Annotated in this window: 14 protein-coding genes, 1 tRNA gene and 1 riboswitch; of the genes, 10 read left to right on the top strand and 5 right to left on the bottom strand. The window is 48.3% G+C overall.

From position 1 onward, the window contains the following. Window positions 1–85: 85 nt before the first annotated feature. Window positions 86–161 (bottom strand) — tRNA-Asn (locus D515_RS22485). Between the two features lie 756 nt (window positions 162–917). Here D515_RS22485 and D515_RS22480 point away from each other — a divergent pair. Then, window positions 918–1,685 (top strand): class II aldolase/adducin family protein, encoded by a 768-nt coding sequence (locus tag D515_RS22480; protein WP_002541966.1) that lies wholly within the window; start codon window positions 918–920, stop codon window positions 1,683–1,685. A 33-nt stretch (window positions 1,686–1,718) separates the two neighbouring features. Further along, window positions 1,719–2,894, top strand: coding sequence for a mandelate racemase/muconate lactonizing enzyme family protein (locus D515_RS22475; protein ID WP_002541964.1), 1,176 nt, complete (start codon window positions 1,719–1,721; stop codon window positions 2,892–2,894). 83 nt (window positions 2,895–2,977) lie between these two features. Here the strand turns inward: D515_RS22475 and D515_RS22470 are convergent, their stop codons facing one another. Both D515_RS22470 and D515_RS22465 read right to left on the bottom strand, forming a co-directional pair. Then, window positions 2,978–3,823 (bottom strand): amidohydrolase family protein, encoded by an 846-nt coding sequence (locus tag D515_RS22470; protein WP_002541962.1) that lies wholly within the window; start codon window positions 3,821–3,823, stop codon window positions 2,978–2,980. A gap of 2 nt (window positions 3,824–3,825) precedes the next feature. Continuing rightward, window positions 3,826–4,554 (bottom strand): SDR family NAD(P)-dependent oxidoreductase, encoded by a 729-nt coding sequence (locus D515_RS22465; RefSeq protein WP_002541961.1) that lies wholly within the window; start codon window positions 4,552–4,554, stop codon window positions 3,826–3,828. A gap of 176 nt (window positions 4,555–4,730) precedes the next feature. On the opposite strand from D515_RS22465, the gene uvrB reads away from it, so the two are divergent. The 3 genes from uvrB to D515_RS22450 all read left to right on the top strand — a co-directional run bounded on the left by uvrB (window position 4,731) and on the right by D515_RS22450 (window position 8,873). Then, the gene (gene uvrB, locus D515_RS22460; RefSeq protein WP_002541960.1) at window positions 4,731–6,755 is read left to right on the top strand and encodes an excinuclease ABC subunit UvrB; all 2,025 of its coding nucleotides are present in this window, start codon (window positions 4,731–4,733) and stop codon (window positions 6,753–6,755) included. A gap of 303 nt (window positions 6,756–7,058) precedes the next feature. Next, window positions 7,059–8,510 (top strand): quorum-sensing sigma-54 dependent transcriptional regulator LuxO, encoded by a 1,452-nt coding sequence (luxO, locus tag D515_RS22455; protein ID WP_002541958.1) that lies wholly within the window; start codon window positions 7,059–7,061, stop codon window positions 8,508–8,510. Between the two features lie 3 nt (window positions 8,511–8,513). After that, window positions 8,514–8,873, top strand: coding sequence for an Hpt domain-containing protein (locus D515_RS22450; RefSeq protein WP_002541956.1), 360 nt, complete (start codon window positions 8,514–8,516; stop codon window positions 8,871–8,873). On the opposite strand, the gene yvcK is transcribed toward D515_RS22450, so the two are convergent. Further along, window positions 8,835–9,722, bottom strand: coding sequence for a uridine diphosphate-N-acetylglucosamine-binding protein YvcK (gene yvcK, locus D515_RS22445; protein WP_002541954.1), 888 nt, complete (start codon window positions 9,720–9,722; stop codon window positions 8,835–8,837). The two genes, D515_RS22450 and yvcK, sit on opposite strands and share 39 nt — an antisense overlap. 163 nt (window positions 9,723–9,885) lie before the next feature. Further along, complete coding sequence (locus tag D515_RS22440) at window positions 9,886–10,455, bottom strand: LON peptidase substrate-binding domain-containing protein (protein ID WP_002541953.1); 570 nt, start codon at window positions 10,453–10,455, stop codon at window positions 9,886–9,888. 485 nt (window positions 10,456–10,940) lie between these two features. Then, a riboswitch (molybdenum cofactor riboswitch) is annotated at window positions 10,941–11,076 on the top strand. On the opposite strand from D515_RS22440, the gene moaA reads away from it, so the two are divergent. From moaA to moaE, 5 genes are all read left to right on the top strand, one after another. Then, window positions 11,065–12,051 (top strand): GTP 3',8-cyclase MoaA, encoded by a 987-nt coding sequence (moaA, locus tag D515_RS22435; protein ID WP_002541951.1) that lies wholly within the window; start codon window positions 11,065–11,067, stop codon window positions 12,049–12,051. (Overlaps the previous riboswitch by 12 nt.) Window positions 12,052–12,088: 37 nt before the next feature. Further along, window positions 12,089–12,601 carry a molybdenum cofactor biosynthesis protein B gene (moaB, locus tag D515_RS22430; RefSeq protein ID WP_002541950.1) on the top strand — a complete coding sequence of 171 codons (513 nt, stop codon included), beginning with the start codon at window positions 12,089–12,091 and terminating at the stop codon, window positions 12,599–12,601. Between the two features lie 3 nt (window positions 12,602–12,604). After that, on the top strand, window positions 12,605–13,084 hold the full coding sequence (gene moaC, locus D515_RS22425; protein WP_039850558.1) for a cyclic pyranopterin monophosphate synthase MoaC: 480 nt from the start codon (window positions 12,605–12,607) through the stop codon (window positions 13,082–13,084). After that, window positions 13,081–13,326: a molybdopterin synthase sulfur carrier subunit gene (gene moaD / locus D515_RS22420; protein WP_002541946.1), complete on the top strand. Its 246-nt coding sequence runs from the start codon at window positions 13,081–13,083 to the stop codon at window positions 13,324–13,326. Before moaC ends, moaD begins: the two co-directional genes overlap by 4 nt. 3 nt (window positions 13,327–13,329) lie before the next feature. Continuing rightward, window positions 13,330–13,770, top strand: coding sequence for a molybdopterin synthase catalytic subunit MoaE (moaE, locus tag D515_RS22415; protein ID WP_002541945.1), 441 nt, complete (start codon window positions 13,330–13,332; stop codon window positions 13,768–13,770). Window positions 13,771–13,869 lie beyond the last annotated feature (99 nt).

The following is a 13,869-nucleotide window of genomic DNA, read 5'->3' as shown; positions in this document are numbered from 1 at the left end:
TTGCAACGGGGCCGCCTAGGTCAGCGACATATCGCGAAGCGACAATCCTGACGGTTAACTCATTCTTGAACAAGCTAACGAAAAGTGGCTCCCCCTGCTGGACTTGAACCAGCGACATACGGATTAACAGTCCGCCGTTCTACCGACTGAACTAAGGGGGAATCGCTCAAAGCGGGGCGAATCTTAGCTATCGCCCTGTGGGCTGTCAACCACCGAAAACGCACATTTTGAGGAATTTAAATCATCTGCTTAATGTGCGATCAAGATTGGCTGATTTTTTGTTCTGTGGGCTTTGTATGGTGCAAATAAAGGCTTGGATCTCTGTCTATTTAAAAATTTTCAGCCGTCTTCACTACACCTCTAACAGGTGATGTGTTTGCCTATGTCATTACGCTTCGGATAAAGGCTTTACTTAGATTGAACAAAACTTAAGCAATGCTGGGGTTGGGTGTGTCTGCCTGTTGGCTTAAGTGCGCAAGATGGTAACGAGATCCGGTAAATTGATAGTGTGATATAGCTCTCATAAGTGCTTTTCGTGTGCGATCAGTCGATTTACTGTCGAATATGGGAAAAAGGGTTTGACATTTTGGAACACTTTTCTGGTTTGCCTTCGCGAGGGTTACCCACAAAATCTGTGGATAAGTGTGTTAATCAACACTTTTATCCCCATCAGATCTCATTGTTGAGTATGCTGAGTAGAAGAAGAATTGAACGCTTTAGTACGAAAAGCTTTAAATACAAAGTGATTGAATGATTTTTGTCCAGTTGATCGTCGGTAAATGATAATTTCGAGTTGTGCACATTGCCTGTGTTAATTATTTTCTTCCCAAGGCCGCACAAATTCGCCAGTTATTTGCCTGCCGAGCACAAATAAGACAAGCTGAAAGGGCAGGGAACGAGCAAAAAAGGAATAAACTGTGGAAGCGCTACCCAAACTGAACCTCAAAGGAAAAATCAGCGAGATTGAATGGCAACGTCGAGTCGACCTAGCGGCTTGCTATCGTCTCGTCGCCCATATGGGCTGGGATGACCTTATCTATACGCATCTCTCTTTACGTATACCTGATACCGATACTTATCTGGTGAATGCCTTTGGTGTGGCATTTGACGAAGTCACCGCTTCGAATCTAGTAAAAGTCGATTTGGATGGAAATATCCTCGACGACACCCCTTTCAATATTAACCCTGCCGGTTTCACCATTCACAGTGCAATCCATGAAGTGCGTTCTGATGCACACTGTGTGATCCATCTGCATACCAATGAGACCATTGCGGTCGCGAGCCAAAAAGAAGGTTTATTACCGCTTAGCCAGTATTCGATGTTTTCACTGCCTTCGCTTTCTTATCACGGATACGAAGGTCTTGCGGTGAATGCAGATGAGCGAAAGCGATTGCAGGAAGATCTTGGTAACACCAATCATATGTTGCTGGTTAACCATGGTGGTTTAACCTTAGGCCCAACCGTGGGCGACGCCTTCATGCGTTTTTACGATATGCAGCGCGCATGCGAAGTTCAGTTAATGTTGCAGGCAGCAGGCAAAGAAGCCGTTTCTGTTCCTCAGCCTATTCAGGACAATATTTTTGCTCAGGCAAATGTTGTTCATTCCGGTGCGACAGGCGGGCAGCTTGCCTGGCCATCACTTCTTCGAAAAGCTTGGCGCATTGACCCAAGCTTTATGGAATAAAGACAAAATAAAAAGACGATTTGGAGTACATGGATGAAAGTCACGTCAGTCGAAGTTTTCGATATTCATTGCCCGGAAAGACCGCCTTGGAACCCGGTATTTGTGCGTATTCACACTGATGAAGGGATCAGTGGTGTGGGCGAGGCAGGCCTTGCTTACGATTTGGGGCATAGCGCAGCCGCAAACATGATTAAAGAAATGGCCGAGGCATTCTTAATTGGTCATGACCCATTTCAGACAGAAATGTTGTGGTCGCGTATGTTGCGAGAGAGTTTCTGGGGATTAGGTGGTGGTCCTGTTGTCTATGCCGCGATGAGTGCGATTGATACTGCGCTTTGGGACATCAAAGGAAAGGCACTTGGCCTTCCTGTCTACCAACTTCTGGGTGGTAAGGTAAATGACAAGCTGCGTACTTATGCTTCTCAGCTTCAGTTTGATTGGGACAAAGAGTTCAAAGCACTGTCACAGCCGGAAGAGTATGCAGAAGCGGCGCTTAAAGCGATTGCTGAAGGTTATGATGCGGTCAAGGTTGACCCCATCATGTACGACAAAGATGGCAACACCTACTACGAGCGCACCAAAATCATTTCCCGTGCAGAAATGAAATTGTACCGCGCGCGTATGAAAGCCATTCGTGAAGCGGTAGGTGACGAAGTGGACATCATTTTTGAATGCCACAGCTTGCCGGGTGCAACAACGGCGATTCAGCTGGGTGAGATCGCTGAAGAGTTCGACTGCATGTATTACGAAGAGCCGGTGAACTACCTCAACCATTCCCTGCATAAGAAGGTGGCTGACCGCGTTAACGTGCCAATTGCCGGTGGCGAGCGTTTGTATAACCGTTGGGGTGTGCGCCCGTATCTGGAAGACCAAAGCGTTGACGTGCTGCAGCCGGATATCGGCCTGTGTGGCGGCTTTACTGAAACGAAGAAAGTCTGTGATTACGCAGATATCTTCGATGTTCGCATTCAGGCGCACGTTTGTGGTGGCCCTGTGGCGACTGCGGCTTCATTGCATCTGGAAACGGCAATTCCTAACTTCCTGATCCACGAGCATCATACATATGCGATTAAGTCCTGGAACCGCGAGCTATGTATTCAGGATCCTCAGCCGGTGAATGGCTTCTTTGAGGTGTCAGAAGAGCCGGGTATCGGCATTGAGTTGAACGATGAAGTGGTCATGCGCTCACCACGTATTGAGATTAAGTAATCGCTCGATGGGATAATGACGAAACAACCCGCCTTTGAGCGGGTTGTTTTTTCTCTGCCGTTCAGCCAAAGGATCAATAGATCCTAGAGACGATAAAACGTGGAAGCGTTTTGATACATGATCTTGTGGAGAGCTTCCTTAGGAAAGTCGAGTGCGAGATAGTCTTGCCAAATCCCGGTGTAAGACGTTCTAAACAGTGTCAGAGGGAAATTGCTCGCCAGCATGACTCGGTCATGTCCAAATGCTGCAACTAAAGTTTCGACGGTTTGTGCAATGGCTTTAACCGGGAAGTGTCTGTCCGTCATTTCCCAACCTGATGCCTTCACCCAAAGGTTATTCAAACCAGAAAGCTTCCCAATATTTTCCTTCCAACCCGATGAATCTGCTGGTGGTGGAAAGCCAGCGTGATTAAGGACAACATTGAGAGAAGGTAATTGACCAATGACATCGAGAAATGCAGCAACAGCTCTATCGTCGTTGGCATCAAACTGTGCTTCGAAGATTAAACCTTCTTTCTCTAGATGTGTGAGATTCCGCTTTACCTGCTGATTGCTTAACAAGGCTACTGCGTCATTGTCCAGTATATGTCGGACCCCTACCACAGAGCTCAGCGTTTTTAAGCGTGTCACTTGTTCACTGAAGGCTTCGGAAGAGAGAGTCAGATCAGCGCAGGCAATACTTCTGAATGGCAATTGGCAGGTACTTTCCAGCCATTCAATTTCTCGCCAGGGGGCTTGATTATCGAACCCTGCTTCAACGTGCACAAAGCCAGCGAGTTCTGCGGGTGCAGAAACCTGCAAGTCTGCTTCAGAAAAGTCCCTTTGTATAACGGCTTTATCCTGCCAGAAAGGGGGATTGCCAGTTTGCAGCCAACCGTATTTACCTTTCTGGCGATCGAATAAATGCAGGTGAGGATCGATAAATTTCATGGTTACTGAGCCGTGTAGCCGCCATCAACAGCATGAAGGCTGCCAGTGATAAAACTGGCTTTGTCGCTGGCTAGGAAAACGACCATATTGGCCACTTCTTCCGGCTGAGCGATACGTCCCAGTGGTTGTAGATTGCCTTCTTCTTTATGGACTGCTTCTTTATCTGCTCCCGAACGTTCGCAGTAGGCATCAATTGCTTTGTGATAAAGCGGCGTCTCTGTGGTGCCTGCACACACGGCGTTGGCGCGAATGTTGAACAGGGCATAATCCAGCGCAGTGGTTTTTGCCATCGACGCAATCGCGTGCTTACTCAGGTTATAAGCAAAGGAATTGCCTTTAGCGATTGTGCATTGGTCTGAACCAAGCAGCACGATACTGCCAGATTTCGCTGCTTTCATGGCTGGCAGGCAAGCACGAATCGCGTAGTAAGCGCCTTTGACATTGATGCTCATGACGCGATCGAAATCTTCTTCGCTGGTATTTTCGATGTTTGAACTGAAATGGATACCGGCGTTACACACCAAGGCATCAATCTGACCTTCCTTTGCAATGACCACATTAAAAGCGGCATCGACAGCAGCCGAGTCCGTCACATTGCAATCCACCCAGTATCCGCGAGGACTTTGCTGAATATCCAGCGAGTAAACGGTGTATCCCTCTGCAATAAATCCATCGACGACCGCGAGGCCGATCCCTGCTGAGCCACCGGTTACTACCGCTACTTTTTTCATCATTTTCCTCAGATATTCATGTTGGTGGGCTGTGCCGACCTCTTTAGTATTGAAGAGATCTTCGGTGTGGAAACCGAGTGTGTCAACAACTCCGAGCCTTGTCAGTATCTTGTCAGTTGACTTAGGGGACTGAGCGCGCAAAATGAGTGGTTTGATGATTGAGTCACGGAAGCAAGATGGGCAAGACTTTTAAACTGCAATCGCCATTTAAACCGGCAGGTGACCAGCCTACCGCCATCAACCAGTTGTTGGACGGACTGGATTCTGGTCTTGCACACCAAACGCTGTTGGGTGTGACGGGGTCGGGGAAGACCTACACCATGGCCAATGTGATTGCCGAAGCGGGACGTCCAACCATGATACTGGCGCCTAACAAAACGCTGGCAGCGCAGTTATACGGTGAGATGCGAGAGTTCTTTCCGGAAAATGCGGTGGAGTATTTCGTTTCTTACTACGACTACTATCAACCTGAAGCCTATGTGCCCGCTTCCGACACCTTTATTGAAAAAGATGCGTCTATCAACGAACACGTTGAGCAGATGCGTCTCTCCGCAACCAAAGCCCTGATGGAACGCCGCGATGTCGTGATTGTTGCTTCCGTCTCTGCGATTTACGGTCTGGGTGATCCTGATTCCTATCTCAAGATGATGCTGCACCTGCGCCGTGGTGACATGATAGAGCAGCGCTCGATTCTACGCCGGCTTGCAGAGCTTCAATACACCCGGAACGATCAGGCTTTTAGTCGTGGTACGTTCCGCGTTCGTGGTGAAGTGATTGATATCTTCCCTGCTGAATCTGATCGCGATGCTATTCGCATTGAGCTATTTGATGATGAAGTGGAATGCATCAGTGTCTTCGACCCGCTGACGGGAGCGATTTCTGAACGTAATCTGCCTCGGGCGACGATTTATCCGAAAACTCACTACGTGACGCCGCGTGAGAAAATTATCGACGCCATTGAGCACATCAAAGTTGAATTAGCTGACCGAAAAAAAGTTCTGTTGGAGAACAATAAGCTGATTGAAGAGCAGCGTATTTCCCAACGCACCCTGTTTGACCTCGAAATGATGCAGGAGCTGGGCTATTGCTCTGGCATTGAGAACTACTCTCGCTACTTGAGTGGCCGAACGGAAGGGGAACCACCACCAACGCTGTTTGACTACCTGCCCGCTGATGGCCTTCTCATCATCGACGAATCGCATGTGACTGTGCCGCAGATAGGCGCGATGTATAAAGGTGACCGCTCGCGCAAAGAAACGCTGGTGGAGTATGGCTTCCGATTACCTTCAGCTCTGGATAACCGCCCGCTCAAGTTTGACGAGTTCGAAGCACTGGCACCGCAAACCGTCTATGTGTCTGCAACGCCGGGTAAATACGAACTCGAGAAATCAGATGGTGAAATCGCAGATCAAGTTGTGCGACCAACGGGTCTTCTTGACCCAGAAATAGAAGTGCGCCCCGTATCGACTCAAGTGGACGATTTGCTTTCTGAAATTCGTCTCCGTACGAAGAAAGATGAGCGCGTGTTGGTGACCACACTGACCAAGCGCATGGCGGAAGATCTTACTGAGTATCTGGAAGAGCACGACGTGCTTGTCCGTTATCTGCACTCAGACATCGATACGGTAGAAAGGGTGGAAATCATCCGGGACTTACGCTTGGGTGAATTTGATGTTCTGGTGGGGATTAACTTGCTGCGAGAAGGTCTCGACATGCCGGAGGTATCGTTGGTGGCGATTTTGGATGCGGATAAAGAAGGATTCCTGCGTTCAGACCGTTCGCTTATCCAGACGATCGGGCGTGCGGCGCGTAACCTTGCAGGTAAGGCAATTCTTTACGGTGACACTATCACAGGCTCGATGCAGCGCGCGATAGAGGAAACTGAGCGTCGCCGAGCCAAACAACAGGCACACAATGAAGAACATGGCATCGTACCGCAGAAGTTGAATAAAAAAATTGCAGATGTGATGGAACTTGGCGGCAAGCGTCGACCTCAAAAACCGAAAGTGTCTGCATCACTTAAGGCAGTGGCAGAAGATGATGCGGCTTATGTGGCTAAATCACCTCAACAGATCGAGGCACAGATTCAGAAGTTGGAAGCGCAAATGTATGAGGCTGCCCAGAACCTGGAGTTTGAAACAGCCGCGGGCTTGCGAGACGAAATCGCTGATTTGCGTGCGTTATTCATTCGAAACAGCTAAAAAAAAGCCAACCGCAAATAGGTCGGTTGGCTATCTTGTTTCAGTGAACGAAGTGCTCACAAACAACGTCAGTTGGCTAGGTGACCCAGAAGGGTCGCTTTTAATAATGCAGTAAGTGTGCCAACATTTTTACCGCTCAATATCGCAATTTCGGTTCATTAGAACAATCTTATTTGCAATTTCTTTTGCAAATTGCAATGCAAAACGCGCCGATAGTGCTGTGTAGACAAAAATCGGCGTTATACTGGTACTGACTTTCTAATAAAAAGATAGATTTATTTGGGGATCGATGGCGGGGGTTCAATGCTAGATTCTGGCGCCAAAAAACGCATTTTAATGGTGGAAGACACCGCTTCAGTGGCTGCTTTGTACAAGTCTTATCTTAACCCACTTGATGTTGAGGTTGAGATTGCAAGTACTGGCCAAGAGGCCATTCACCATTTTTCTTCAGGCAGTTTTTCATTAGTCCTTTTGGATCTGCGCTTGCCTGATATTTCCGGTTTCGACGTGCTGTCCGAAATTCGACAACACCACCCAGACATTCCGGTGGTGATCATGACTGCGCATGGATCAATTGATGCGGCAGTTGAAGCCATGCGTTACGGGGCGAGTGATTTTCTGATCAAGCCGTGCGAGGCGGACTTGTTACGGGTAACTGTCAATAACGCACTGAAACCAAAGAGTAAAATCGGAGGGCAATCACCTGAGGGAGCATACTACGGCTTTATTGGTCACAGTGTTCCGATGCAGGCGGTTTATCGTGTTATCGACTCGGCAGCACCGAGTAAAGCCACGGTATTCATTACGGGTGAAAGTGGCACAGGTAAAGAGGTGTGTGCGGAGGCCGTGCATGCGGCAAGCTCGCGTGCCAAAAAGCCGTTTGTGGCAATCAACTGTGCAGCGATACCCAAAGATCTCATTGAGAGTGAATTGTTTGGCCATGTAAAAGGTGCCTTTACTGGTGCTGCGTCCGAGCGCGAAGGCGCGGCGGAAATGGCCGATGGTGGTACCCTGTTTTTGGATGAAATCTGCGAAATGGATTTGGATCTTCAATCCAAGCTGCTGCGTTTTATTCAAACGGGAACCTTCCAGAAAGTAGGTTCTTCCAAAGTAAAACAAGTCGATGTGCGGTTTGTTTGTGCGACAAACCGTGACCCTTGGGAAGAAGTGCTGAAGGGCAATTTCCGTGAGGACCTCTACTATCGACTACACGTTATTCCGTTGGCATTGCCTCCTCTGCGTGATCGTGGTGAAGACGTGGTTGAGATCGCGCAATCGTTGTTGCTGATGTTTGCGATGGAGGAAGGAAAAGATTTTCGTACCTTCAATGCTGAGGTGACCAGCCGTCTGTTGACCTACGAATGGCCCGGAAACGTTCGCCAGTTGCAGAACGTTATTCGCAATATTGTCGTGTTACACAATGCGCGAGAAGTCACAGAACAAATGCTGCCACCGCCGCTAAATACAGTTTCTGGTGTCAAAATTGCATCTACTCCTGCTAGAGCAACTGCGCAAGCTGCAATTGCTCCTTCGCGCGACGAAAATTTTGCTGTCGCGCCAGCGTTAGTAAACCAGGGGACAGTGACGAAAGCTGACATTGAACCTCTTTGGTTGGTTGAAAAGCGAGCGATACAAATTGCGATTGACGCGTGTGATGGAAACATCCCGCAGGCTGCAGGCCTGTTGGAAGTGAGCCCATCGACTATTTATCGCAAGCTGCAAAGTTGGCAAGAATCACAAGAAAAAAGGAACTGAGTTATGGCGTCGACAGTGAATCATGAGACGTTGCGGCGGCTGGCGGTTGAAGTAGGCGAAGACACGGTATCTTCGCTTCTCGTGGTATTTAGTGACGAACTAACCCGATATTCAGATCAACTTTCAGAAGCACCAAGCGCAATGCAGGTACGTGAAATTAGCCACGCAATCAAAAGTAGTGCGGCCAGTTTCGGCGCAGACGAATTGGCAGAATTGGCACGTGAGTGTGAATCTCGTGTCAAACAAGGCCAAGAATCATGGGTTCATGACCAATTGCCTCGTCTGACAACAATGCTGCAGGGTACTGCAGTTCAATATAAAGCGTTAGCAGGTCAGCAAGATCTGCTCGATCGACTGGGATAATTTGTCCCTGTCATGACGCCACTGGTGGTTGGCAGAGGCCAAGTCTGCCACCACTTGCTGGTGCTCATCGCCGAGCTCTTCATCGATATCCGGTCCCAATACCAAATCTATTCCGCGACCACCCATAGAGCGTTCACACCAATTCAGCATGGTTTTGAGAGACATTTGCCCTGCAGGCCCGTGTTCCTTTCCTAGATTTCGGATAAAGATAACTTTGGCTTGCGTTTGCTTGAGTGCCCGGTTTATTTCCGGCAACAACAGAGGCGGCATGACACTGGTGAGGAAGCTTCCAGGTCCCAATACCACCAGATCTGCTTCTTGAATAGCCATTACCGCTTCTTTGGTTGCTGGAACAACCGGTTCCAACATCAAACGAGCTGGTGGTTCAGGTAATTCATCGACATCTGTTTCGCCTGCAATCACTTCCCCTGTGCTGGTTTGCGCAGCCAGATCGGCAGGGTGCTCAGACATCGGAACAATATGGGTGGATACTTTGAGCATATCCCGAATGAGGTTGATAGCCTCAAGTGGGCGGATAGACAGGTTGTCCAATGCTGTCAGCATTAAATTGCCCAAGTTATGACCATCAAGCTCACCGTTACCTTTAAACCGGTACTCGAATATCATTGAACCGATTGAAGGTTCAGTGATCAGCTGATTAATGCAGTTTCGGGTATCACCCCAGGCAATCCCGCCCTGGCAGGCACGTATCCGGCCGGTAGAGCCGCCATTGTCTGTTGTTGTTACAACACCTGTGACATGCTCTCCGTGCTCGCGCAACGCTGACAAGACACGACCTAGGCCATGCCCACCGCCAACAGCAACGATTTTTTGTTTTGGTTGTTTCATCGCACTTCGTTTTTAATCATTTCTATTGCCAATAATAAGGTATGACTCGAAAAAGAATTCGGTTTCTCTCGCTTTTTTAACCGATTTTTAAGTTTCTGGTCACGCAAAGAACAAAAAAAGACCAGTCTGAACTGGTCTTTTTAAGCGGTGAGGGTGGGAAAGATTAGTGAGGATCTTTCATCAGGCTGAGCAGGTATTCTGCGGTGTCACTGCAGGTATGAGCAGCCATGAGAACTTGTTTTTCACTCGCGGGTATTGGTAGCAATTCCAACCAGCGCTGACAAAGCCAGCTTAAGTCATCAAAGTTTGGTTTTTTGTGCAACGAGCTCAGCTCAGGATAGCGCTCAAACATAATCAGCAGGCGCTCTGCCAAAGGTTGAGCGTCGTTACTGACTGCACGTTCCGGCCATGCTGGTAGAGTTTGGCAGACGGCTTCGACAACGCCAGCTTCGTTTTCCTTAATGCTGTCGATCACAAAGCTTTCGTGACCGCATACTGTTATCGTTAGCGCTCCGCTATCTGCAGCCACGCTGAAATCTTCGATAGTGACCCTTGTTCCAATACCTGCGCCAATAGGGCTGGTTTCGTCCATGCAAACGCCGATGTCCATGCCGTTACGCATCGCATACTTCACGGTGTTCAACTGTTCTCCCGGTGTCACGCGCAACGGCAGACGGCCGGAAGGAAGGATATGACGGTTGTTGAAGAGGATTGGCAAAGTAATTGTCATCATTAGCTCCCGGTTTTTGCTGGTGGCTTAGCACTTCTTCCCTGAGCCACCTTTTCTTATGTGTTTAATCGGAACTACTTAAATACCCGTGTCGTACAATCGATAGTGCAATTTCAATGCCCAGACATTACATGACTGATTTTACGGACATTTCATTTTCCGTGTCGCAAAATGCAATTCGAATTTGCGATTGGCGAACTATCAAAATGCAATGACATCACGTTTTGCCTTGATTGAGTATGGATCGGAAAAGAGGTGTTGGCTTGAAATTTCCGTTTCCAAGTCCAAATAGACATCCCACACATCGGTTGTGACAAAATTGTGCGTTAAGGTTCCGTCTCAGATCTGTTTGTGTTTTGAGACAGTGAGTAAAAAGTTAAGGCGTTGGCATATCTGCACGAAAGTGAGGGACATTTCTTGTTAGCAAAAGATAAATTTTGCTAGATTATGCATAAAGCTCCGGTTCTATTGTCACAAGTGATAATACCGGACGCAGGTAACTCCGAAGCCTATCTCGCTAAGTTCGCCAGAATATGCGGGTTAGGCCGTGACCCTGAGTCACCAGGGCGGCCATAGAAATGTGTCCGTCTCCCGTATTTGGAAAGGTGTTTCGTGGCTGTTCAATTTGAAGATTCCTTCAATCGCAAGTTTTATTACTTGAGGTTGTCTATTACTGATGTCTGTAACTTCCGTTGCACGTATTGTTTGCCGGACGGTTATAAGCCTACGCAAAAAAACTCAAGCTTCCTGACGTTGGATGAGCTTCATCGTGTGGTAGCTGCGTTTGCTGATTGTGGTACCTCTAAAGTGCGTATCACGGGCGGGGAACCCACGCTGCGCAAAGATTTCACTGACATTGTTTCGATGATCTCCGCGCAGAAGGGCATTGAGAAAATTGCCATGACAACCAATGGCTATCGTCTTGAGAAGTATGCACAGGAATGGCATAAGGCGGGTCTGACTAATATCAACGTCAGTGTTGATAGTCTTGATCCTCGTATGTTCCATCAGATCACCGGTGAGAATAAATTCCATCAGGTGATGCGTGGTATTGATGCCGCTTTCGATGCGGGGTTTGAGCAGGTAAAGGTCAACGCTGTGTTGCTGAAAGACCTGAACAGCGGAGAGTTACCCGCCTTTCTGAATTGGATAAAAGATAAGCCAATCCAACTACGATTCATCGAGTTGATGCAAACGGGCGAGATGAATTCCCTGTTTGAGAATCACCACGTGTCTGGTGTGTCTATCCGAAATCACTTGATCGCTAATGGTTGGATTATGAAGGTCCGCAATCAAAGCGATGGTCCAGCAGAGGTATTCTGCCATCCAGACTATACCGGTGAGATTGGTCTTATCATGCCGTACAAGAAAGATTTCTGTGATTCTTGCAATCGTCTCCGCGTCTCTGCCGTGGGCAAGCTCCACATGTGCTTGTTTGGTGATTACGGTGTCGAACTCCGTGACTTGCTTCAGGACGATACGCAGGAAAAGGCGCTGATTGCACGTATTCAGAACGCTTTGGCAAACAAAAAGCAAAGTCATTTTCTAGATCAGGGGCACACAGGCATGACGCCGCACCTGGCTTCTATCGGCGGATAACGCCGTTCAAGACATCATTCATTGAGGTTCAAATTTTATGGGTCACGCTGTTACTGAGTTTTCCCCTGCAAAAATTGCAGTTCTGACTGTTTCCGACACTCGCACTGAAGAAAACGATACGTCAGGCAAGTTCCTGGTTGATGCGCTGCAAGATGCGGGTCATCAACTGGCGGATAAAAAAATCGTTATTGATGACATTTACAAGATCCGCGCGATTGTTTCCCAGTGGATTGCTGACGAAAACGTACAGGCTGTGTTGATCACTGGTGGTACTGGGTTTACCTCCCGCGACAGCACGCCAGAGGCGCTGAAACCACTTTTCGACAAAGAAGTGGAAGGTTTTGGTGAGCTGTTTCGCGCGATTTCTTACCAAGAAATTGGCACGTCAACCATTCAGTCTCGCGCGATTGCCGGTTTTGCTAACCACACTGTCATTTTTGGGATGCCAGGTTCAACAGGGGCATGCCGCACTGGTTGGAATGGCATTATTAAGCAGCAGTTGGATGCGAGCCATCGTCCATGTAACTTCATGCCGCACCTAGGTAAATAGTTCATGAGCGGCTTTACACATATTAATGCCTCTGGAGAGGCAAACATGGTGGATGTTTCCGCGAAAGCGGAAACGGTTCGAGAGGCACGCGCGGAAGCATTTGTGACCATGGCGGCGGATACACTGGCGCTAATTGTTTCAGGCAAGCACCACAAAGGTGATGTGTTCGCAACTGCACGTATAGCCGGCATTCAAGCTGCTAAGCGCACATGGGACTTGATTCCTCTTTGTCATCCTTTGATGTTGTCGAAAGTGGAAGTATCACTGGAGGCTTTGCCAGAAACTTCGCAGGTGCGTATCGAATCGGTTTGTAAGCTTTCCGGTAAAACAGGTGTTGAAATGGAAGCGTTGACGGCTGCTTCAGTGGCAGCACTGACAATCTACGACATGTGTAAGGCTGTGCAAAAAGACATGGTTATCAGTCAGGTTCGTCTGCTGGAAAAAACAGGCGGCAAATCAGGACACTTTAAGGTGGAAGGATGATTCAGGTACTCTTTTTTGCGCAAGTTAAAGAGCTTGTCGGTACGGCATCACTTACACTGGAAGGTGAATTCCAGTCAGCGGAAGAAATCCGCACGCATCTTGCCGCAAAAGGCGACAAATGGGCTCTTGCTCTAGAGCAGGGTAAGCTTCTGGTAGCAATCAACCAGACCATTTCTGAGTTGTCATCGCCAGTGAAAGCAGGTGACGAGGTTGCCTTTTTCCCACCGGTGACCGGAGGCTGATCAATGATCTCAGTACAAGAACAGGATTTCTCCGTCGCAGATGAATACCAGCGATTGAATGATCATGCTGGCGATGGCGCTATCGTGACCTTCATCGGCAAAGTTCGCGACATGAATCTTGGCGACAATGTCACGGGTCTGACCCTGGAGCATTACCCGGGCATGACGGAAAAGTCCTTGGCTGAGATTGTTGAGCAAGCCAAGTCACGATGGCCGCTGACACATGTTCGTGTTATCCACCGTGTAGGTGCTCTAGATATCGGTGACCAAATTGTGTTTGTGGGTGTTTCCAGTGCGCACCGTGGCGCTGCGTTTGAAGCATGTGAGTTTGTGATGGATTACCTGAAAACCAAAGCGCCATTCTGGAAAAAAGAACGCCTGACTGATCAAGAGCGCTGGATTGAAGCGCGAGACAGTGATGAGGATGCAGCAAAGCGCTGGTAGTTATTATACCAATCGTAGTAAATATCTGCTCATCCTAGCTTGTTAAAATGCTCGATAACTGCGTTGAAAAATTTGATTGTAGAATAACTACTTATCGAA

Origin of the sequence: Grimontia indica (assembly GCF_000333895.2) — a bacterium.
Classification (GTDB): domain Bacteria; phylum Pseudomonadota; class Gammaproteobacteria; order Enterobacterales; family Vibrionaceae; genus Enterovibrio; species Enterovibrio indicus.
This window is presented reverse-complemented; position numbering and strand designations above follow the sequence as displayed.